This is a genomic window from Erwinia sp. MYb375 (genome assembly GCF_037479175.1).
Classification (GTDB): Bacteria; Pseudomonadota; Gammaproteobacteria; order Enterobacterales; family Enterobacteriaceae; genus Erwinia; species Erwinia rhapontici.
Window position 1 is genome coordinate 21,290 of the sequence record NZ_JBBGZS010000014.1, and the last position, 21,601, is coordinate 42,890.

General features: G+C 53.5%; 19 protein-coding genes. 11 read left to right on the forward strand and 8 right to left on the reverse strand.

Features of this window, described 5'->3' with window-relative positions:
* The first annotated feature begins 9 nt into the window (after positions 1-9).
* From WH279_RS06645 to tldD, 4 genes are all read left to right on the forward strand, one after another.
* Positions 10-603, forward strand: a complete 594-nt coding sequence (locus tag WH279_RS06645; protein WP_339455380.1) for a Maf family protein — start codon at positions 10-12, stop codon at positions 601-603.
* On the forward strand, positions 593-2,062 hold the full coding sequence (gene rng, locus WH279_RS06650; RefSeq protein ID WP_339455381.1) for a ribonuclease G: 1,470 nt from the start codon (positions 593-595) through the stop codon (positions 2,060-2,062). Before WH279_RS06645 ends, rng begins: the two co-directional genes overlap by 11 nt.
* A gap of 157 nt (positions 2,063-2,219) precedes the next feature.
* Positions 2,220-6,026, forward strand: a complete 3,807-nt coding sequence (yhdP, locus tag WH279_RS06655; RefSeq protein WP_339455382.1) for an AsmA2 domain-containing protein YhdP — start codon at positions 2,220-2,222, stop codon at positions 6,024-6,026.
* 124 nt (positions 6,027-6,150) lie between these two features.
* Entirely contained in the window at positions 6,151-7,596 is a 1,446-nt protein-coding gene (gene tldD, locus WH279_RS06660) for a metalloprotease TldD (RefSeq protein ID WP_200642704.1), read from the forward strand.
* 64 nt (positions 7,597-7,660) lie between these two features.
* Here the strand turns inward: tldD and aaeR are convergent, their stop codons facing one another.
* Positions 7,661-8,575, reverse strand: a complete 915-nt coding sequence (gene aaeR, locus WH279_RS06665; protein ID WP_200642705.1) for an HTH-type transcriptional activator AaeR — start codon at positions 8,573-8,575, stop codon at positions 7,661-7,663.
* 274 nt (positions 8,576-8,849) lie between these two features.
* Here aaeR and aaeX point away from each other — a divergent pair, with 274 nt between their 5' ends.
* The 5 genes from aaeX (at position 8,850) to WH279_RS06690 (ending at position 13,865) form a co-directional block, all read left to right on the forward strand.
* Complete coding sequence (gene aaeX / locus WH279_RS06670; RefSeq protein ID WP_133844248.1) at positions 8,850-9,053, forward strand: p-hydroxybenzoic acid efflux pump operon protein AaeX; 204 nt, start codon at positions 8,850-8,852, stop codon at positions 9,051-9,053.
* A gap of 7 nt (positions 9,054-9,060) precedes the next feature.
* Positions 9,061-9,993: a p-hydroxybenzoic acid efflux pump subunit AaeA gene (gene aaeA, locus WH279_RS06675; RefSeq protein ID WP_133844151.1), complete on the forward strand. Its 933-nt coding sequence runs from the start codon at positions 9,061-9,063 to the stop codon at positions 9,991-9,993.
* Between the two features lie 13 nt (positions 9,994-10,006).
* Positions 10,007-11,965: a p-hydroxybenzoic acid efflux pump subunit AaeB gene (gene aaeB / locus WH279_RS06680; RefSeq protein ID WP_445235239.1), complete on the forward strand. Its 1,959-nt coding sequence runs from the start codon at positions 10,007-10,009 to the stop codon at positions 11,963-11,965.
* 138 nt (positions 11,966-12,103) lie between these two features.
* Entirely contained in the window at positions 12,104-13,558 is a 1,455-nt protein-coding gene (locus WH279_RS06685; protein ID WP_339455384.1) for an NAD-dependent succinate-semialdehyde dehydrogenase, read from the forward strand.
* Positions 13,559-13,595: 37 nt separating this feature from the next.
* Positions 13,596-13,865, forward strand: coding sequence for a barstar family protein (locus WH279_RS06690; RefSeq protein ID WP_200642708.1), 270 nt, complete (start codon positions 13,596-13,598; stop codon positions 13,863-13,865).
* 81 nt (positions 13,866-13,946) lie between these two features.
* Here the strand turns inward: WH279_RS06690 and yhcN (WH279_RS06695) are convergent, their stop codons facing one another.
* From yhcN (WH279_RS06695) to argR, 4 genes are all read right to left on the reverse strand, one after another.
* Positions 13,947-14,210 carry a peroxide/acid stress response protein YhcN gene (yhcN, locus tag WH279_RS06695; RefSeq protein ID WP_133844143.1) on the reverse strand — a complete coding sequence of 88 codons (264 nt, stop codon included), beginning with the start codon at positions 14,208-14,210 and terminating at the stop codon, positions 13,947-13,949.
* Between the two features lie 92 nt (positions 14,211-14,302).
* Positions 14,303-14,572 carry a peroxide/acid stress response protein YhcN gene (gene yhcN, locus WH279_RS06700; RefSeq protein ID WP_200642709.1) on the reverse strand — a complete coding sequence of 90 codons (270 nt, stop codon included), beginning with the start codon at positions 14,570-14,572 and terminating at the stop codon, positions 14,303-14,305.
* Positions 14,573-14,693: 121 nt separating this feature from the next.
* Positions 14,694-14,957 carry a peroxide/acid stress response protein YhcN gene (yhcN, locus tag WH279_RS06705; RefSeq protein ID WP_339455385.1) on the reverse strand — a complete coding sequence of 88 codons (264 nt, stop codon included), beginning with the start codon at positions 14,955-14,957 and terminating at the stop codon, positions 14,694-14,696.
* A 427-nt stretch (positions 14,958-15,384) separates the two neighbouring features.
* On the reverse strand, positions 15,385-15,855 hold the full coding sequence (gene argR / locus WH279_RS06710) for a transcriptional regulator ArgR (protein WP_200642711.1): 471 nt from the start codon (positions 15,853-15,855) through the stop codon (positions 15,385-15,387).
* 318 nt (positions 15,856-16,173) lie between these two features.
* Here argR and mdh point away from each other — a divergent pair, with 318 nt between their 5' ends.
* Entirely contained in the window at positions 16,174-17,109 is a 936-nt protein-coding gene (gene mdh, locus WH279_RS06715; RefSeq protein ID WP_339455386.1) for a malate dehydrogenase, read from the forward strand.
* A gap of 73 nt (positions 17,110-17,182) precedes the next feature.
* Here mdh and degS read toward each other — a convergent pair whose 3' ends face one another.
* The 3 genes from degS to zapG form a co-directional block, all read right to left on the reverse strand.
* Entirely contained in the window at positions 17,183-18,247 is a 1,065-nt protein-coding gene (gene degS / locus WH279_RS06720) for an outer membrane-stress sensor serine endopeptidase DegS (RefSeq protein WP_339455387.1), read from the reverse strand.
* Between the two features lie 82 nt (positions 18,248-18,329).
* Positions 18,330-19,715, reverse strand: a complete 1,386-nt coding sequence (gene degQ, locus WH279_RS06725) for a serine endoprotease DegQ (protein ID WP_339455388.1) — start codon at positions 19,713-19,715, stop codon at positions 18,330-18,332.
* 122 nt (positions 19,716-19,837) lie between these two features.
* On the reverse strand, positions 19,838-20,236 hold the full coding sequence (gene zapG, locus WH279_RS06730) for a Z-ring associated protein ZapG (RefSeq protein ID WP_133844129.1): 399 nt from the start codon (positions 20,234-20,236) through the stop codon (positions 19,838-19,840).
* A gap of 176 nt (positions 20,237-20,412) precedes the next feature.
* Here zapG and zapE point away from each other — a divergent pair, with 176 nt between their 5' ends.
* Positions 20,413-21,540, forward strand: a complete 1,128-nt coding sequence (gene zapE, locus WH279_RS06735) for a cell division protein ZapE (RefSeq protein WP_339455389.1) — start codon at positions 20,413-20,415, stop codon at positions 21,538-21,540.
* The last annotated feature ends 61 nt before the right edge of the window (positions 21,541-21,601 follow it).

Consider the following 21,601-nt stretch of genomic DNA (forward strand, 5'->3'; position numbering starts at 1 on the left):
AGGACAATTATGGTATCCCTGTATCTGGCTTCTGGCTCCCCGCGCCGCCGCGAACTGCTGACTCAGCTAGGCCTGTCATTTGAACGCCTTTCTAATGACGTGGAAGAACGGCGTCATCCGGGTGAAACCGCAGAGCAGTATGTGCGCCGTCTGGCGCGGGATAAAGCGTTGGCGGGGGTTGCGGTAGCTGACCTCGATCTCCCGGTGCTGGGGGCTGATACCCTTGTTGTGCTGAATAATCATGTGCTGGAGAAACCCGCGGATACTGACGCTGCCGCCGCCATGCTGGCGATGCTCTCCGGCAAGACTCATGAAGTCATGACAGCGGTAGCGTTGGCCGATCGCCAGCGGATCCTTGAATGTCTTGTTGTCACTGAGGTGACATTTCGCACGTTAACACCTGAAGATATTGCTGGTTATGTTGCCAGCGGCGAGCCAATGGATAAGGCGGGCGCTTATGGAATTCAGGGACTGGGTGGCAACTTTGTCAGAAAAATTAACGGAAGCTATCACGCGGTAGTGGGGCTGCCTCTGGTGGAAACCGCCGAGCTTTTCAGCCATTTTCAATCGCTGCGTGATGTGAGAGGTCGAGATGACAGCTGAACTGCTGGTCAATATTACGCCGTCGGAAACCCGTGTTGCCTATATCGACGGTGGCATTCTGCAGGAAATTCATATCGAGCGCGAAGCGCGCCGTGGCATCGTTGGCAACATCTACAAAGGGCGTGTCAGCCGGGTATTACCAGGAATGCAGGCGGCCTTTGTCGATATTGGGCTGGAAAAAGCGGCGTTTTTGCACGCTTCTGACATCATGCCGCACACCGAATGTGTTGCGCGTGACGAAAAGAAAAACTTCATCGTGCGTGATATCTCCGAACTGGTACGTCAGGGACAAGATCTGATGGTGCAGGTGGTGAAAGATCCGCTTGGGACCAAAGGTGCACGCCTGACGACCGATATCACCCTACCGTCACGCTACCTGGTATTTATGCCGGGAGCTTCGCACGTGGGAGTGTCGCAACGTATCGAGAGCGAAGCAGAGCGCGATCGCCTGAAATCCGTCGTCGCCAGCTATTGTGATGAGTTGGGCGGATACATCATCCGTACGGCAGCAGAAGGCGTGGGCGAAGATGAACTGGCATCTGATGCGGCGTTTCTTAAACGTTTGTGGACCAAGGTGATCGAACGTAAGAAACGCAATCAGACACGCTGCCGCCTTTATGGTGAAGTCGCGCTCTCGCAGCGTATCCTGCGTGACTTTGCCGGTGCAGCCCTTGACCGTATCCGCATCGATTCCCGTCTGACGTTTGAACATCTGGTGGAGTTCACCAGCGAATATATCCCGGAGATGACGGCAAAGCTGGAGCTGTATGTCGGCAAGCAGCCTATTTTCGATCTGTTCGATGTGGAAAACGAAATTCAGCGTTCTCTCGATCGTAAAGTCGAGCTCAAGTCGGGTGGCTATCTGATTATCGATCAGACGGAAGCCATGACCACAATTGATATTAATACCGGTGCCTTCGTTGGCCATCGTAATCTTGAAGAAACCATCTTCAATACCAATATTGAGGCGACTCAGGCGATTGCCCGTCAGCTCAGACTGCGTAACCTTGGTGGCATTATCATCATCGATTTTATCGATATGAATAATGACGATCACCGCAGACGAGTTCTGCATTCACTAGACCAGGCCCTGAGTAAAGACCGGGTGAAAACAGGCGTGAATGGTTTCTCACAGCTGGGGCTGGTGGAAATGACGCGTAAGCGCACGCGCGAAAGTATTGAACATGTACTGTGCCAGGACTGCCCGGTGTGTAAAGGGCGCGGAACGCTGAAAACGGTGGAAACGGTCTGTTATGAAATCATGCGCGAGATTGTGCGTGTGCATCATGCCTATGATTCAGACCGTTTCCTGGTTTATGCCTCGCCATCGGTGGGTGAAGCGCTGAAAAGTGATGAGTCTCATGCTTTAGCGGAAGTAGAAATCTTTGTGGGCAAGCAGGTTAAAGTTCAAATAGAACCGCTCTATACTCAGGAGCAGTTTGACGTGGTGATGATGTAATATCCGCTTGGGTCTCCCCGGTTTTGCGCTAAAATTCGCAACGATCGGGAGTAAACTGGACGTTACGGCTTGAACCGCCTTGTCGTATCTCCCTCGTGAGATACCAACAGATTTTAGTGACTGGCTATCCGTTTTCACGGAAGACAAGGAGAGGTGTGTGAGGCAATTGCCGAAGGTTTTGCTATTCACTGGCGCAACATTGGTGGTGGTTACTGCGCTATTAGTGAGTGGCTTACGTCTGCTGATGCCGCATATGAACAGTTGGCGTGCGCCAATCCTTAACGCTGTGTCTGCTGCCGCGGGCGTTGAGATCAAGGCCAGCGCAATTGAAGGCAGCTGGGAGAACTTTGGTCCCCGCCTGGAAATCAAAGATATCCACACCGGCTTCTCCGATGGCGGCGCACTGAAAATCCAGCGCGTCACGCTGGCGTTGGATGTCTGGCAATCATTGCTGCACCTGCGCTGGCAGTTTCGCGATCTGACCTTCTGGCAGCTCAACCTGCACACCAATACCCCGCTGAATGGTGGCAATAATCGTCAGTCAGATTTTCAGACTGAGCGGTTAAACGATCTCTTCCTGCGCCAGTTTGACCACTTCGATCTGCGCGATAGCCACATCAGTTTTGTTACCCCATCCGGACAGCGCGCAACGCTGGCCATGCCGCAGCTGACCTGGCTGAATGAAAAAAATCGCCATCGTGCCGAGGGACTGGTGAGTCTTTCCAGTTTTACAGGGCAGCATGGTGTGGTGCAGTTGCGGCTGGACCTCAGCGACAGCAATGGCTATCTCAGCACCGGGCGTGTGTGGATGCAGGCCGATGACGTTGATATGAAACCCTGGCTGGGACAGTGGATGCGTGACAACACCAGTCTGGAAAGCGCGCGTTTCAGCCTCGCCGCCTGGATGAGTGTGGAAAATGGTGAAGTCCATGATGGCGATGTCTGGTTGAAACAGGGGGGAGCCAACTGGCAGGGTGATAAACAGGCGCACCATCTCAGCGTAGACAATCTCACTGCACATATCAGTCGTTTTAACGGTGGCTGGAATGTGAATATCCCGCAAACGCGCTTTATTACGGATGGGCAGCCCTGGCCACACGGTCAGTTATCGCTGTTATGGCAGCCAGAAAATACGCAGCTACCCGGTCCTGATCATCATCAGGAACTGCGCGTGCGCGTCACCGATCTGGACCTTGAGCGTCTTGATCCACTCATTCCACTTTTTGCCAAACTGTCTCCGCAACTGCTGGAGAATTGGCGTGCGCTGCAACCGCGCGGCCAGCTCAACGCGCTGGCGCTGGATATACCGCTTCAGCAGCCGGAACGGACTCGTTTCCAGGCCAAATGGCAGAATCTGAGCTGGCAGCAGTGGGAACTGTTGCCCGGTATGGAGCATCTTAACGGGACGCTGGCAGGCGGCGTGGCTGACGGGCGGCTCACCTTTGATATTCAGCAGGCCACGCTGCCTTATGGTGATATGTTCCGCGCTCCGCTGGAGATTGCCCAGGCCAGTGGTGCACTCAACTGGGAATATGGAAAACAGGGTCTGACGCTGTCCGGCCAGCAGGTTGATGTTCAGGCGCGCTCACTGTGGGCACGCGGTGACTTCCGCTACCAGCAACAGAACGGCCAGCCACCTCGTCTTGATATCCTCGCGGGTATTAATCTCACCAATGCGGGTGATGCCTGGCGCTATTTCCCTGAACCACTGATGGGTAAATCGCTGGCAGACTATCTGAGCGGTGCGATTAAAGGCGGGCAGGTGAAGGATGCAACGCTGATCTTTGCCGGTGACCCGCACCATTTCCCGTTCAGAAAGAACGACGGCATGTTTGAAGTGGCGGTACCGTTGCGTCAGGCGACCTACGAATTTGAACCGGGCTGGCCGTTGCTGGAAAATCTGGATATTGACCTCGACTTCGCCAACAACGGTCTGTGGATGAAAGCGCCAGATATCAAACTGGGCGAGGTTAACGGCCATAACATCTCGGCGGTGATCCCCGATTATTTGCAGGAAAAGCTGATTATTGATGGTGAGATCAAGGGAGAAGGGCCGCAGATACGTGAGTACTTTAATCAGTCACCGCTTAAACCCTCGCTGGGAGCGGCGCTGGACGAACTGCAAATTGGCGGTGATGTTAGTGGGCGCTTACATCTTGATATCCCGCTGGATGGCAAAGAGGTGCGCGCCACGGGTGACGTGAATTTTGCAGGCAACTCGCTGCTGATCAAACCACTGGAGACGCGTTTCGACCAGCTGAGCGGTCATTTTACCTATGATAACGGCGACCTGAAAAGTGATGGGATGACCGCCCGCTGGTTTGGTCAGCCCATCGGCGTGAGCTTTAACACCCAGGACGGGAAAAAAGAGTATCAAATCGGTGTGGATCTGAACGGCGACTGGCAGCCAGGGGCGATAACTCAGCTGCCTGAGGCGGTGCGTAAACAGCTGGGTGGACATCTGCCGTGGCAGGGCAATGTGCTGGTGACCTTGCCGCACAAAGGCGGGGCCAGTTACCAGGTTAACCTTGACGGTGATCTTAAGAATGTGAGCAGTCGCTTACCTGCACCTCTTGATAAAACAGGCACCAGTGCGCTTCCAGTGAAAGTGCTGGCAAAAGGTAACCTCAATAGTCTTGATCTCAGTGGCTCAGTGGGTGACCGACATCGATTTAACAGTCGCTGGTTGCTGGGTAAGCAGCTTAAAGTCGACCGTGGGATCTGGGAAAACGACACAAAACACCTGCCTGCGCTGCCGGAGAGCAGTGGAATGGTATTAAATTTACCTGCGCTGGACGGTGAGGCCTGGCTTGGCTTGCTGGGGGCGGGTTCGGGCAGCGGTGGTAACGGCAAAACGGGAATTACGATGCTGCCAGGTGATATTCGCCTGCACACGCCGGCACTGACTCTGGCGGGTCAGCAGTGGCAGGATCTTACCGCCACTCTCAGCCAGAGTATGGCGGGCGAGATGACGATCAACGCTCAGGGTAAGGATATCATTGGTTCTCTGGTCACTAAGCAGAATGAACCCTGGGTGGCTAACCTCAAATACCTTTATTACAACCCGCAATGGGACAGCAAAGGCACCACGTCATCTCCCTTGCCTGACGATGCGACCAGGGTGAATTTCAGCGGCTGGCCTGCACTGCGCCTGAACTGTGATGAATGCTGGCTGCGTGGACAGAAATTCGGTCATATGAAGGCCGACCTGACGCCATCCGGCGATACGTTGAAGCTGGAGAATGGACTGATTGATAGCGGTAATACTCAGCTGACCGTTAATGGTGAGTGGGTGAACCAGCCAGGCCAGCAGCGTACGTCGTTGAAGGGCGTACTAAGTGGTAAAAAAATCAATGATGCCACTAACTGGTTTGGTGTCAGCTCACCGCTGCGTGATTCGCCGTTTAAGCTGGAATATGATCTGCACTGGCAGTCGGCACCGTGGCAACCATCGGAGCAGACGTTAAGCGGTGTGCTGAAGTCGCATCTGGGCGCGGGGCAGATCGCAGATGTTTCAACCGGCCGTGCCGGGCAGCTGCTGCGTCTGGTCAGCATCGACTCGCTGTTGCGTAAATTACGCCTCGATTTCAGCGACACCTTCAGTCAGGGCTTCTATTTCGACTCCATCAACGGCACGGCCTGGATTGAAAATGGTGTGATGCACACTGATAACCTGCTGGTGGATGGGCTGGAAGCCGACATCGCCATGAAAGGCAGGATGGATCTGGTGCGGCGTCAGATTGATATGGAAGCCGTTGTCGCTCCGGAAATTTCTACGACCGTGGGTGTCGCGACCGCCTTCGCGGTGAATCCGGTGATTGGTGCGGCGGTATTTGCCGCCAGTAAAGTGCTGGGGCCATTGTGGAGCAAGATTTCCGTGCTGCGCTACCACATCAGTGGACCAATAGATAAACCGCAAATTGATGAAGTGCTGCGCAAACCACGTGAGATCAGTGAGAAGTGAGTTTGACGTGGCCCTCATATTGCCTCACCCTTCATATATGATACGGGGTATCACCATCGTACCTCGTCACAATTGACAATTGAAAGCCAGCAGCCACTGGCTCATCCACACAGAGCGAGAATTCATGAGTCTGAATCTGGTAAGTGAGCAGTTACTAACTGCTAACAACATTCGTCAAAGCGACCTTTTTTCTATTCTCAGCCAGCTTTCAGAGCGCAAGCTGGATTATGCGGACCTCTATTTTCAGTCCAGCTACCATGAGTCCTGGGTGTTGGAAGATCGCATCATTAAAGACGGCTCCTACAATATCGATCAGGGCGTGGGTGTGCGCGCGGTCAGCGGAGAGAAAACCGGCTTCGCCTATGCCGACCAGATCACGTTAAATGCACTGCATCAAAGTGCCACTGCCGCACGCAGCATCGTGCGCGAGCAGGGTAACGGCCAGTCACGCACACTGGGTGCGGTGATGAACCGTGCGCTGTACCCGGCACTCGATCCGCTGCAAAGCCTGACCCGCGAAGAGAAAATCGCTCTGCTGCACCGCGTTGACAGTGCCGCACGCGCAGCTGACAAACGCGTACAGGAAGTGTCTGCCAGCCTGAGCGGTGTCTATGAACTGGTGCTGGTCGCGGCAACCGATGGCACACTGGCTGCCGATGTGCGTCCACTGGTGCGTCTCTCGGTGAGCGTTCAGGTGGAAGATAACGGTAAGCGCGAGCGCGGTGCCAGCGGCGGCGGCGGGCGCTTTGGCTATGAGTTTTTCCTGGCGAATGAAAACGGTGAAGTGCGTGCCGAAGCCTGGGCACGTGAAGCCGTGCGCATGGCGCTGGTAAATCTGAATGCGGTCGCGGCACCGGCAGGCACCATTCCGGTAGTGCTGGGTGCTGGCTGGCCGGGCGTGCTGCTGCATGAGGCGGTGGGCCACGGTCTGGAAGGCGATTTTAACCGTCGCGGAACGTCTGTGTTCAGTGGCCAAATGGGGCAGCTGGTGGCCTCTGAACTGTGTACCGTCGTGGATGATGGCACCATCGAAGGGTTACGCGGCTCGCTTGCCGTTGATGATGAAGGCGTACCGGGTCAGTACAATGTATTGATTGAAAACGGTATTTTGAAAGGCTATATGCAGGATAAACTCAATGCGCGCCTGATGGGCGTGGCGCCTACCGGGAACGGTCGTCGTGAGTCTTATGCGCATCTGCCGATGCCGCGTATGACAAATACCTATATGCTGGCAGGCAAGTCGACCCCGCAGGATATTATCGAAAGCGTGGAGTACGGTCTGTATGCGCCGAACTTCGGCGGCGGCCAGGTGGATATCACCTCGGGTAAATTTGTTTTCTCCACCTCGGAAGCTTATCTGATTGAAAACGGTAAGGTGACGAAACCGGTGAAAGGCGCAACGCTGATTGGTTCCGGTATTGAAGCGATGCAACAGATTTCAATGGTGGGTAATGATCTGGCACTGGACAAAGGTGTCGGCGTCTGCGGTAAAGAGGGCCAGAGCCTGCCTGTTGGCGTGGGTCAGCCTACGCTGAAGCTGGATAAACTGACCGTAGGTGGTACCGCCTGACGTTGAACCAGGGCGAGGCGTGCGTGCCCCGCCCCTACTGTTTCTGCTTTCTGCATAGCGTGCGTTATGTGCGAAACTCCTGATAAATCTCCGCCACCTTATCGAAATACGCGATCAGATAGTTAATGCACACCTGCACCTTTAGCGGCAATTTGTCTTTCTGGGTGTATACCGCATACACCGGGCGCGGCACCGACTGATAATGCGCGAACAGGATCTCTACTTTTCCGGCATTAATCTCATCAATAATCCACATCAGCGGTACATAGGCGATACCGGTGCCTGATTTCAGCCAGCGGATCAGTGTCTGTGAGTCATTGGTGGCAAAGCGGCCCTGAGGCGAAAGGCGAATCGACGTGCCTTCCGGTGAGGTCAGCTCAAAGTCGTTATCCATTCTTACACTGTATTCGAGCCACGAATAGTTGCTGATATCGGACGGTTTTTCCGGCGTTCCATTCTGCGCGAGATAGCTTTTTGCGGCACATACCACCATCGGCATGGAACCCAGCCGTGTTGAAAACAGACTGGAATCTTGCAATGCACCGACACGGATCACCAGGTCCAGCCCGTCCGCGATAAGATCCGGTGCCGGAATTCCCGTCACCAGGTTAACGGTCAGCCCCGGATACTCCTTCAGCATCTCTTCGGTCATCGGGGCCAGTAAATTCTGCGACATGGTCGAAGAACTGCCGATGCGCAGTGTGCCAACCGGCGTATTATTAAATGCCCACAGTTGTTCATGCACCTGCTGTGCCTCGGACATCATGCGACGGCAGCCCTGAAAGTAGATCTTACCGGCCTCGGTCAGCCCCAGGCTGCGCGTACTGCGATTGAGCAGCTTCACCTGGAGTTCATTTTCCAGCCTGGCGACAATCTGGCTAACGGCCGATACACTTAACTGCATCTGTTGTGCTGCTGCGGTAAATGAACCCAGTTCAACGACTTTGGCGAAAACGGTCATGCCCTTCAGTCTTTCCATTATTAACCCTGGCTTAAAAGTGATTTAGATCACATTTGGTAGATAACTTATAGTCAGGCGCGTTACTATAGTCATGTCAGGTTATCGACCTGTCGCCCCGCGTATGACAAATGCTGCCCCTGAATAGACTATTATTCAATTGGCTTTGGTGCTGATTAGCGTCTGACTGTCTCCCTGTCACCTGATCACCTTTTGCAAGCATATCCCCCAGAAACCCGGAGGGAAGCGGGTTGTGGCAGCGAGTGGCCTGGTACAGTATCAACAAGGATAAAAGATGAGTGTACTTCCGGTTGTTGTGGTGTTCGGGATGTCATTCCCACCCATTTTTTTTGAAATAATTGTGTCGCTGATCGTGTTCTGGCTGGTCCGCCGTCTGATCACGCCAACCGGAATCTATGATCTGGTCTGGCATCCGGCACTGTTTAATACTGCATTGTACTGCTGCCTGTTCTATCTGGTATCCCGATTGTTCGTCTGAGGTCATAGTGAAAGCTCTAACAAGAAAAATTGCCCGTTTCGCCATTACCCTGCTGCTGGTGATCATCGCGATTGTCCTGATTTTCCGCGTCTGGGTGTTTTATACCGAATCCCCGTGGACGCGTGACGCCAAATTCACCGCCGATGTTGTGGCGATTGCGCCCGATGTCAGCGGCCTGATCACCGACGTTCGCGTCCGTGATAACCAGCTGGTGCAGAAAGACCAGGTGTTGTTCACCATCGACCAGCCGCGTTACCAGAAAGCGCTGGAAGAGGCGGAAGCGGATGTCGCCTACTACCAGGCGGTGCTGAGTGAAAAGCGCCGTGAAGCCGCGCGTCGTAATCAGCTGGGCATCTCGGCCATGTCGCGTGAAGCGATTGACCAGGCCAACAGTGATTATCAAACCACGGAACACCAGCTGGCGAAAGCCGTCGCCACCCGCGACCTGTCGAAGCTGGACCTGGAACGTACTACGGTAAAAGCCCCCGCAGCGGGCTGGATCACCAACCTGAATGTTTACACGGGTGAGTTTATTACCCGCGGTTCAACATCGGTAGCGCTGGTGAAGCAGAACTCCTTCTATGTGCTGGCCTACCTCGAAGAGACCAAACTGGATGGCATCCGTCCGGGTTACCGTGTCGAAATTACACCGCTGGGCAGCAACCATGTCCTGCACGGCTCGGTCGACAGTGTGGCCGCTGGTGTGACCAACAGCAGCAGTACGGTTGATGGTAAAGGGATGGCGACGATTGACTCCAACCTTGAGTGGGTACGTCTGGCACAGCGTGTGCCGGTGCGAATTCACCTCGATCAACAGCCGGGTAACCTGTATCCGTCTGGTACCACGGCGACCGTAGTGGTCACAGGCGCGCAAGACCGTCAGGATAAAGATATGTCACCGCTGATGAAGCTGATGCATCGCCTGCGCGAGTTTGGTTGAGGCGGGGCGAATGATGCAGTGGTATCGTCTGCGCTTTCCTATCAAACTGACGTTTGCCATTTTACTGGCGCTGTTTGTCGGCTTTGAATTTAACCTGGAAACCCCGCGCTGGGCGGTGATGACGGCAGCTATCGTTGCCGGCGGCACCGCTTTTGCCGCCGGGGGGGACCCCTTCTCCGGTGCGTTGCGCCATCGCGGCATGTTGCGCATTATCGGCACCTTTATTGGCTGCATTGCTGCCGTGGTGATCATGGTGGCCACCATTCGTGCGCCCGTGGTGATGTTGCTGCTGTGCTGCATCTGGGCGGGTGTCTGCGTGTGGGTTTCTTCACTGATGAAGGTGGAAAACTCTTATGCACTGGGCCTGGCGGGCTACACCGCGCTGATTATCGTGGTCAGTGTGGATGCTAACGGCTCGCTGCTGCTGGCCCCGCAGTTTGCCGTTGAGCGCTGTAGTGAAATCATTATCGGTATTGTCTGCGCTATTCTGGCCGACATGTTGTTTTCACCGCGTTCGATTAAACAGGATATTGATCGGGAAATTGATGCTCTTCTGGTTGAGCAGTATCGGCTGATGCAGCTATGCGTAGCGCATGCGGACAAAGATGAGGTTGATAAATGCTGGGCGGGGCTGGTACGCCGCACCACCGCGCTGAACGGTATGCGCACCCATCTGATGATGGAGTCAGGGCGCTGGCAGAAAGTGGATCGCCGCCTGCGCGTATTGAATACCCTGTCGCTGACGTTGATTACCCAGGCCTGTGAAACCTTCCTTATCCAGAACACCCGGCAAGAATATGTTCCTTCCCAGTTTCATCTGTTCTTCGAAAAGCCGGTTAATAATATTGCGGATATCCATAAGCGGATGAAAGTGATGCGACGGGTGATTACCGCCAGCGGCAGTAAAAATACGCCGACGACCATTCGCACCTGGGTGGGGGCGGCCAGTCGCTATCTACTGCTGCTGAAAGGGATCCACACCAATAGCCGTATCAGCCGCATAGAAGAAGAGCTCCTGAATGCGGAACCCGTAGTCAAAATGCGTTCGGCTGAAAACCGTCATGCGTTGGTTAACGGCTTACGTACGTTTGTCGCGATTGCCGTTGGTTCACTCTTCTGGCTGTGGACCGGTTGGACCTCCGGCAGCGGTGCGATGGTGATGCTGGCAGTGATTACCTCACTGGCGATGCGCACGCCCAACCCGCTCATGGTCGCTAAAGACTTTCTCTACGGCATGATTGTCGCTATTCCTCTGGGGTCACTGTATTACATGGTGGTGATGCCAAATACCCAGCAAAGTATGCTGCTGTTATGCATCGCTCTGGGTATCATCGCGTTTATCTGCGGCATTCTGATCCAGCGGCGGCAGATCGGTACGCTGGGGGCGCTGGTGGGGACCATCAATATCCTGACACTGGATAATCCGATGAAGTTTGAAGTCAGCTTGTTTCTCGACAGTGCGCTCGGCCAGGCGATCGGCTGCTTTGTTGCCTTGCTGGTGATCCTGCTGATACGCGATACCTCGAAAGCACGCGTCGGACGGACGCTACTTAATCGCCTGATGTATGCCGCCGTCTCCGCGCTGACGACTAACCCGGCACGGCGTAAAGAGAACCACTTGCCTGCGCTCTATCAGCAACTCTTTATGCTGCTGAATATCTTCCCCGGTGACATCGACAAATACCGGCTGGCGCTGACGCTGATCATTGGTCATCAACGTATGCGTGATGCCGACGTGCCCGTGAATGCCGATCTCTCTGCGTTCCACAAGCAGATGCGCCATACCGCTGACCGGGTTATCTCCTCCAGCAGTGAAATCAAAAAACGCCATTACTTTGAACGCTTGCTGGCAGAGTTTGAGATCTATCAGCAAAAGCTGGAACAGTATGATGCCCCGATCGGTGTGACCGAGCCGGTTGCACGACTGGCTGCGATGCTGAAAAAATATCAGAATACCCTGATCGAGATTTGATCACCTCGCTGACAGCCTCCGCTGTCAGCGCTTTTCCTTGCCTGATTCCTTTCTCTGATGCCACTCCGTCATAAAACGACCGTCATTTGCCATCTATACTTATTGCCAGGCAAATGAAAACCGTATCAGGAGACAACGATGGCCCTCTCAACGCTTAAGGATAACGAACTGTTTCAGACTGGCTTTCTGGTCAATGGCCGCTGGCAGCAGGCGACGAGCACTTTTGACGTGCTCAACCCCGCGACCGGGGAGGTAATTGCTCAGGTGGCAAAAGCGGGAAAAACAGAAACTGAGCAGGCCATTGCGGCAGCGGCAGCGGCTTTCCCGGGCTGGCGTGCCCAGACCGCCAAACAACGCGCGGAAATTCTGCAACGCTGGTATCAGCTTATCCTTGAAAACAAAGCCTGGCTGGGGCGTCTGATGACCGCCGAACAGGGTAAACCATTAAAAGAGGCAGAGGGCGAGGTGGAGTATGCCGCCAGCTTCATTCAGTGGTTTGCTGAACAGGCGAAGCGCGCGAATGGTGAAATCATTCCTCCGGCAAAGCCGGGCAGCCGCATTCTTGCCACGCGTGAGCCTGTTGGGGTGGTTGCCGCCATTACACCGTGGAATTTCCCCATGGCCATGCTGACTCGCAAACTGGGTCCGGCGCTGGCTGCTGGCTGTACCGGCGTGATCAAACCCGCTAATAACACGCCGCTTTCTGCCTTCGCCTTGCTGGCGCTGGCGAAAAAAGCGGGCATGCCCGATGGCGTTCTGAATGCAGTCTCCGGCGATACGCAGGCGATCAGTGATGCCATTATGGCGAGCAGTCAGGTGCGGAAAATCTCCTTTACCGGTTCCACGCAAGTTGGCAAGTTGCTGATGCGCAATGCGGCCGAGACGCTGAAAAAGGTTTCAATGGAGCTGGGGGGCAACGCACCCTATATCGTCTTTGACGATGCGGATATTGATGCGGCGGTGAAAGGGGCGATTGCTAATAAATTCCGTAATGCCGGGCAGGTCTGCGTCAGCGTGAATCGCTTCTTTATCCATAACCGTGTTTACGATCGCTTCGTCAGTCAACTGGCGGAGGAAGTGAAAAAGCTGAAGGTGGGTAATGGGATGGAAGAGGGCGTGGTGGTCGGGCCGCTAATAGACGCCTCCGCGCTTAAAAAAGTCGAAGAACATGTCAACGATGCCGTGGCACTGGGCGGCAGGCTGGTGGCCGGTGGTGCGCGTCATGCGCTGGGGGGGAACTTCTGGCAACCCACCGTGATTGCGGAAGCGAATGAAACCATGAAACTGGCCCATGAAGAGACCTTCGGTCCGGTGGCCGCGTGCTTCCGTTTTGATACGGAAGAAGAGGTCGTCCGCCGGGCGAATGATACCGAGTTTGGTCTGGCCGCCTACTTCTATACACAAAATCTGCAGCGGGTATTCCGCGTCTCTGCCGCGCTGGAAAGTGGCATGGTGGGAGTGAATGAGTGTGCGGTCTCTACTGAGTTGGCGCCGTTCGGTGGCGTCAAAGCCTCCGGACTGGGGCGGGAAGGTTCGGTTCTGGGGCTTGAGGAGTTTATGGAAGTCAAAGCCCTGCATATTGGTGGGCTGTAGCCCCACGCCCGGTTGTGTGTCCTGCGGAGCAGCCAGCATGAGAAAAGAGAGTTTCGATTTTAATGTGATTGTCGACCAGGCGCATTTCTACCGCCAGTTCAGTGAACGGTTTGCATTAACGGCGAGTGTGATAAGCGATTTGGATAGCCTGTGGGATGCCCTCATTCAGCCGCAGGTGCCGCTACCGCTGGAGATTGAGTTTATCCATCTGGGAAGTGGTCAGAAACGACGATATGGCGCACTGATTTTGCTCTTTGATGAAGCGGAAGAGGAGCTGGAGGGCCAGCTCCGTTTTAATGTCAGGTAAACGGACAAAAAAAGGGCCCCGGCGAACGGGGCCAAAAAGATCGTCTTGCCTGCCCATCATGGGCAGTGCATTGACGAGGAATTACTTATAGAGCTCGGCGGTTGCGTGCCAGCTGTCCTGATTACGTGCTTCAATAATGCGATAAGCACTGGCACCTTCACGATCGGCTTTCTGTGACAGCTGCTGACGAATATCCGACGGTGTACCCGCCACGCCACTCAACGTAATTGTCCCCGCAGATTGCAGATTTTCAGCCTGTTGGCTGTTGACCAGCTGTGCAGCAGATGCGCCAAAGCTGACGACAGAAAACAGACCCAATGCAGCGATGGTTGTTTTAATTTTCATGATTAATCTCCTCATTGTGACCAACAACCTGCGGATTCAACATCATGACCGCAGTCATGTCACGGATGGGTGCAGCAGCACCCGATACGATGTTATTTATACAGTTCAGCGGTGGCGTGGTAGTTACCGTCGGTACGTGCTTCGATGACACGGTAAGAGGTCGCGCCCTGCTGATCAGCTTTCTCTGACAGCGCATGACGGATATCCATTGGCGTTCCGTTGATTCCGCTGACACTTACGGTGCCGGCAGATTGCAGATTCTGGCTGGCGACCTGCTCATTGGTCACCAGATTCGCGGCGCTGGCGCCGAATGACAGAACAGAAGCAAGACTCAATGCAGCGATGGTAAAAGTGGTTTTCATGATGATGACTCCAGAATTAGGGTTTCGCGGTAACCGAAAGGGCTTAAAAGCGTTTTTTATACTTGGGGTTACCGTATTTCATTAATTAATTAACTAATAAATAGACGTGTAGATGACTGACTTATTTGTACAACTCAGCTGTCGCGTGCCAGTTACCGTTCTCATAGTCTTCGATAACGCGGTAAGCGCTGGCGCCTTTCTCAGTTGCTTTATTATTCAGGGCCTGACGGATATCCATCGGCGATCCGGCGATACCGCTGACACTCACGACGCCGATAGATTGCAGATTCTTAGCCTGATCGGTGTTAACAGATTCAGCGGCAAAAGAACCAAATGACAGCGCAGATAACACGCTCAATGCGGCAATAGTAGTTTTAACGTTCATGATATTTTCCTCGTCAACTGTTTTTATCTTTTTACATACTGTGATTTGCATCACGAAAACAAGTATAGATCTAATAACGTAAAAAATTAATAGCACGCTAATAATATTTTGTTGGGATCCTTCTGGGGTTTTGGCATTTTTAATAACCAGTCGTTATAAAAAATGCTTATATTTTACCCGCACCCTGTTAAATGTGTGTAAAAACATCGCACTGCGTAACATTAGCGATTTGTGCGCTTATTAGGGGTTGATCACATTGCTGAAATAATTTTTGGCAGTGTTAGCCGCAAGGGGCAGGACGAGAAGGGAGTGGGATATGCTGCTGTTGGTTGTTTTATCAGGGAAATAAAAAAGGGCCGATCAGTATCAGCCCTAAGTAAAATGCATGGCCCGCGGGTGTTGCAACGAGGTTAACGCCAGTGGTTCCTTATAACTCTTGCTCGAAGAGTACCAGCACCGCATCGTAGAGTTGCTTCACCGAGAAGGCGCGTGCAGGCGTAATAAAGATGGTGTCATCCCCGGCGATGGTTCCAAGAATACCTTCTGCTTTACCCAGTGAATCCAGAAGGCGTGCAATCAACTGTGCGGCACCCGGGCTGGTGTGAATCACAACCAGTGCATCGTTAAAGTCGATATCCAGTACCAGGTTTTTTAGCGGACTGGTGGTGGTCGGTACGCCCAGTTCTGCGGGCAGGCAGTAAACCATCTCCATTTTTGCATTGCGCGTGCGCACTGCGCCGAACTTCGTCAGCATACGAGACACTTTCGACTGATTGATATTCTCGAAGCCTTCTTCCTGCAGTGCGTTGACAATCTCGCCCTGCGAGCTGAATTTTTCTTCCTTGAGTAAGGCTTTGAATGCCTTGATCAGGTCTTCTTGTTTTGATGGGTTACGCATAGGTTACCGATAAAAGGGAGTTATCAAGGGATACCCTCAGCGGGATATTACATTAATATGCAATAAAATGAATGTTTATGCAAATGGGAAATGAAGCGCGGGGCCATTTAAGGCCGTCTCGGCAACAGTTTACCAAATTTTATCAGCGAAAAAAAACGTGCTGACGCCGTGCTGAAATGCGCACTTTGTGAACACTTTGTTATAATGTTGAGGTTGTTCCACAACGCGCTAAAGGTGTAATGTAACGCCCAATCACGATGTATCTGTTTACTGATTTCCCGGCACATGTAATGTTCAAAAAATAATAAGGAGTTTAGGATGAAAGTTGCAGTCCTCGGTGCAGCAGGTGGTATTGGTCAGGCTTTGGCCCTCCTGCTTAAAACTCAGCTTCCGGCAGGCTCAGAACTCTCCCTCTATGATATCGCTCCGGTAACTCCCGGTGTAGCGGTTGATTTAAGCCATATCCCTACAGCAGTCAAAATTGAAGGTTTCAGCGGTGAAGATGCTACTCCGGCGCTTAAGGGCGCTGACGTGGTGCTGATTTCTGCTGGTGTTGCACGTAAACCAGGTATGGATCGTTCAGATCTTTTCAACGTAAATGCCGGTATTGTGCGTAATCTGATTGAGCAGGTCGCCTCCACCAGCCCAAAAGCACTGATTGGTATCATTACCAACCCGGTCAATACCACGGTGGCTATTGCTGCTGAAGTGCTGAAGAAAGCAGGTGTTTACGACAAAAATAAACTTTTTGGCATCACAACCCTGGATATCATTCGTGCCAACACGTTTGTTGCTGCTCTGAAAGGCAAGAAGCCTGAAGAACTCAATGTGCCAGTGATCGGTGGGCACTCTGGCGTGACCATCCTGCCATTGCTGTCGCAGATCCCTGGCGTGACATTTACCGAGCAGGAAGCCGCCGATCTGACTAAACGCATTCAGAATGCGGGTACTGAAGTGGTCGAGGCAAAAGCGGGTGGCGGTTCTGCAACCTTGTCGATGGGCCACGCGGCTGCGGTCTTTGGTTTGTCCCTGGTGCGTGCCCTGAAAGGCGAAAGCAACATTGTTGAGTGTGCTTATGTTGAAGGGGAAGGCGAGTATGCACGTTTCTTCTCACAGCCGCTGCTGCTGGGTAAAAACGGTATTGTCGAGCGTCGTCCGGTCGGTGCACTGAGCGCCTTTGAACAGCAGTCACTGGATGGCATGCTGGACACGCTGAAGAAGGATATTGCTCTCGGCGAAGCGTTCGTTAAGTAACTTATCCCTTCATTCCTGGCACCCTGGCGGTGCTTGTTCCCCCCGGCACTGCCCGGGGGGAATGTCTGGCAAACTACGGTGTCTGATTCTCTTCCGGGTATTCCTGAACCGTGACTGGCAGCGTCATTTTTTTACCGTCACGGCTGATTTCTACGTTAATCACCGTTCCCGGGCGTATTTCCGCCACCTGATCCATGGTTTCCAGCGGTGAAGCCGCCTGAACGTTGTTGACCCGAGTAATCGTGTCATTGACCTGAATACCCGCAGTATCGGCTGGTCCACCGGCTTTAACAACGGTGACGACGATACCCTGAAGCTGAGGGTGCTCTATTCCTGTATCCAGCCCACTGGAGCGTCGGAATTCCTGGCCCGTAATGCCGATATAGCCACGGATCACCCGACCATCGCGGATCAGCTTTTCCATCACTTTGGTCGCCAGCTTGGTGGGGATAGCAAAGCCCAGCCCTTCCGGTGTTTCACCGTTGCTGCTTTTATCAAACGACAGCGTATTAATCCCCATCAGCTCGCCCAGAGAATTAATCAGCGCTCCGCCAGAGTTACCACGGTTAATCGAGGCATCTGTTTGCAGGAAATCCTGATGACGGGAAGGGCTGAGGCCAACGCGCCCGGTGGCACCGATAATGCCCTGGGTGACGGTTTGTCCGATGTTATAGGGGTTACCAATCGCCATCACCAGGTCACCAACGTGTGCGACTCTTTGCGGGTTGATGGGGATAACCGGCAAACTGGAGGCATTGATTTTAAGCACGGCCAGATCGGTCAGCGTATCTGACCCGACCAGCATGGCTTCAAAAGAGCGGCCATCCTGCAGATTAACGATAATCTGGCTGGCATCATTAATCACATGTTTATTGGTCAGGATATAGCCACGAGGATCCATTATGACGCCTGAGCCCAGGACATCTGTTGAGCCGCTGGCGCTGTGGTTATAGACATAGACCACGGCAGGTGCCGCGCGGCGGACTCCGGCATTGTAACTGACAGGTTCTTCACTGGTGGTACTGGTGCTGGAGCGCGGCAGCAGGTCGCCCCCAAGCCTGAGGCTCGGTACGGCTACCAGAAGAATACCGGCCACAATCAGGCCAAAGATCACTGAACGAAAAATTTTAAGAAACATGGTCTTAAGCGGTGAATGAAAGAACGACTGGCAGAATAGCATGAGTTACGCAGACACAGTAGCCCGTGTCTGCGCAGGAGGGTTAAGGCAGGAGCAGGTAGATATTCTCTTCGCCGCGCATCACGCTCAGTGCCAGCAGCGATGGTTTCGCTTCCAGCAGTTTACGCAGTTCGGCCAGGTTCTGAACCGGCGTGCGGTTGACGCCGACAATCACATCATCTTTCTGCAGACCAAACTGGGCGGCGGGGGTCGATTTCTCAACCTCATCAACTTTCACTCCTTTGGTGCCGTCTTTGGCCGCACCGTCACTGAGTGTCGCGCCCTGTAATGCTGGTGTCGTCAGCTCTGCACCAGCGCTACTCTGGGTGCTGTTATCCAGCTTCACCGTCACGGTGAGTGGCTTCGAATCACGCAACAGGCCGATCTTCACATCCTGGCCCGGTGGAGTCGTGCCGATTTTCACCCGCAGTTCCGCAAAGTTGGCGATGGCTTTACCGTCGACGCTGGTAATGATGTCACCGGCTTTGATGCCTGCTTTAGCCGCGGCGGACTGGGGTAATACTTCGTTGACGAAAGCGCCACGCTGGACGTCGACATTAAAAGCTTTCGCCATCTCAGCGGTCATCTCGGTGCCTTTGATTCCAAGCTGGCCACGCTTAACTTCGCCAAACTGGATCAGCTGCTGTGCAAGGCCCATCGCCATATTACTGGGGATAGCAAAGCCAATACCGATATTGCCGCCGCTGGAGGCCAGAATAGCTGTGTTCAGACCGATCAGTTCACCATTGAGATTCACCAGCGCTCCGCCGGAATTACCCCGGTTGATGGCCGCATCGGTCTGGATAAAGTTCTCCAACCCTTCCAGGTTCAGGCCACTGCGCCCCAGAGCAGAAACAATCCCTGAGGTGGCGGTCTGACCCAGTCCAAACGGATTACCGATCGCAACGGCAAAATCCCCGACTTTAAGCTGGTCAGAGTCGGCAATTTTAACTTGCGTTAGCTTCGTGGCGCCATTGAGCTGGATGAGCGCAATATCGGTCTGCTCATCGTGACCAACCAGTTTGGCATCGAACTCGCGGCCGTCGCTCAGCTGCACGCTGATTTTGTCTGCGCCGTTAACTACATGGTTATTGGTCAGCACGTAACCTTTTGCCGCATCAATGATCACACCTGACGCCAGTCCTTCAAACTCTTGTGATTTTTCGTCACCTTGTGCACCCTCCTGACCGTTCTGTTCGAAGAAGCGCTTTAACTGCTCGGGGATCTGTTGCTGCTTGCTGTCGCTCTCGGTTCCCTCAACGTGAACGCTGACCACGGCAGGCAGAACTTTTTCCAACATCGGTGCCAGACTCGGCAACGGTTGTCCCTGAATCTGGGAAGGCAGCGATGCCTGGGTCGCAGGGACCACGGCCAGATTGACGCCAATACTTAATGCCAGTGCGCTTAACAGAAATGATTTCTTCTTCATCGGGGCTCAGCTCTCGCTACCAGGGGAATAAATAAAGGTGTACCCGGAATTGCAGGCTATATGTTGAGTGATACAGGTATGACCGTTCAGAAACGAGGGGGTGCCAGGCACCCCAATAAAAATTATTTGGCAGCGCGATCGCCACGCAGCAGGCCAGAAGCGCTGTCCGGGTAATCTCGCGGCATTTGCACTGGCACCTGATCGTTATCCGCTTCGGATTCGGTCAGCTGATAGGCAAACGGGTTTTTCTCACCCGGCAGATTCGGCAGCAAGTCGTTCGACCCTTTCGCCATATGCTGATACAGCTGGCGATAGTCGCGTGCCATATTGTCCAGCAGCTCTGCGCTGTGGGCAAAATGATTCGTCAGTTCTTCACGATAGTCAGCCAGCTCGGCTTTACTTTTTTCCAGTTCATACTGCAGGCTGCGTTGCTCACGCAGTTTCTTATTGCCGAAACGCATGGCGACCGCGCCAATAATAATCCCAACTACTAACCCAATAAGCGCATATTCCCAGGTCATAATAACTCCCATATTGTCTTCGTTGTTCCGTAGGGCCTTTCCAACTCATACCCGCCACTATAACCGCTAATCTCACGGAAGTGGAATCCTGCGGCAGCTTCGCTTAGTGTAGAACGACTTTTTTTTCGACAATCAACCACCCGGCAAGACCATTTTTCAGGGAATGTGACAACATTATGCAAACGATGTCTCCTCTGGCGCTGTATCAGCAGGCGTTGGAAAACGGCGAGTATCAGGCCGATGACGTACAACGTGCCGCGATGACCCGCTTAGACGGTATCTATCAGGCATTAACCCGTATCAGCCCGCCCGCATCCGCTGCCAGCGGTGGGTTATTCGGTAAGCTTAATAAGCTGCTGGGAAAAAGTAAAAATGATGTTCAGACACCGGCACGTGGCCTGTATATGTGGGGCGGCGTTGGGCGTGGCAAGACCTGGCTAATGGATATGTTTTTTCGGGCTATTCCTGGCGAGCGCAAGCAGCGACTGCACTTCCACCGCTTTATGCTGCGGGTACATCAGGAGTTGACCGAGTTGCAGGGCCAAAGTGATCCGTTACAAATCGTTGCCGATCGCTTTAAAGCCGAAACGGACCTGCTGTGTTTTGATGAGTTTTTTGTCTCAGATATCACCGATGCCATGCTGCTTGGCACACTGATGGAAGCGCTATTCAGTCGGGGTATTACGCTGGTTGCGACGTCAAACATTCCCCCGGACGATCTCTATCGTAACGGTTTGCAACGGGCACGTTTTATGCCCGCCATTGAGATGATTAAACAGCACTGTGAGATCATGAACGTTGATGCAGGTATTGATTATCGCCTGCGCACGCTGACGTCTGCACACCTGTGGATGACGCCGTTGGGTGAAGAAACGTCGAAAGAGATGGAACGAATGTTTGTCGCGCTGGCGGGTAAGCCGCGGGAACATCATGAGCCGCTGGAGATTAACCATCGTCAGCTGCCCACGCTGGGAATGGCAGAAGGCGTGCTGGCGATGAGTTTTCTTACACTGTGTGGGGAAGGACGTAGCCAGCATGACTATATTGAACTGTCGCGCCGTTTCCACAGCATATTGCTGTATGATGTACCGGTGATGATTTACAAGACTGAAGACCAGGCTCGACGTTTCCTGGCGTTGGTGGATGAATTCTACGAGCGTCATGTGAAGCTGGTGGTCTCGGCAGAAACATCACTTTATGAGATTTACCAGGGTACGAGGCTGAAGTTTGAGTACCAGCGCTGCGTCTCTCGTTTACAAGAAATGCAGAGCGAAGAGTACCTGCGGCTGCCGCATTTACCCTGAGCCTCTCATTACAGTGACGTGATGGTAATTTTATCGTAGAAAACGTTCGCTCTTTGCGAGC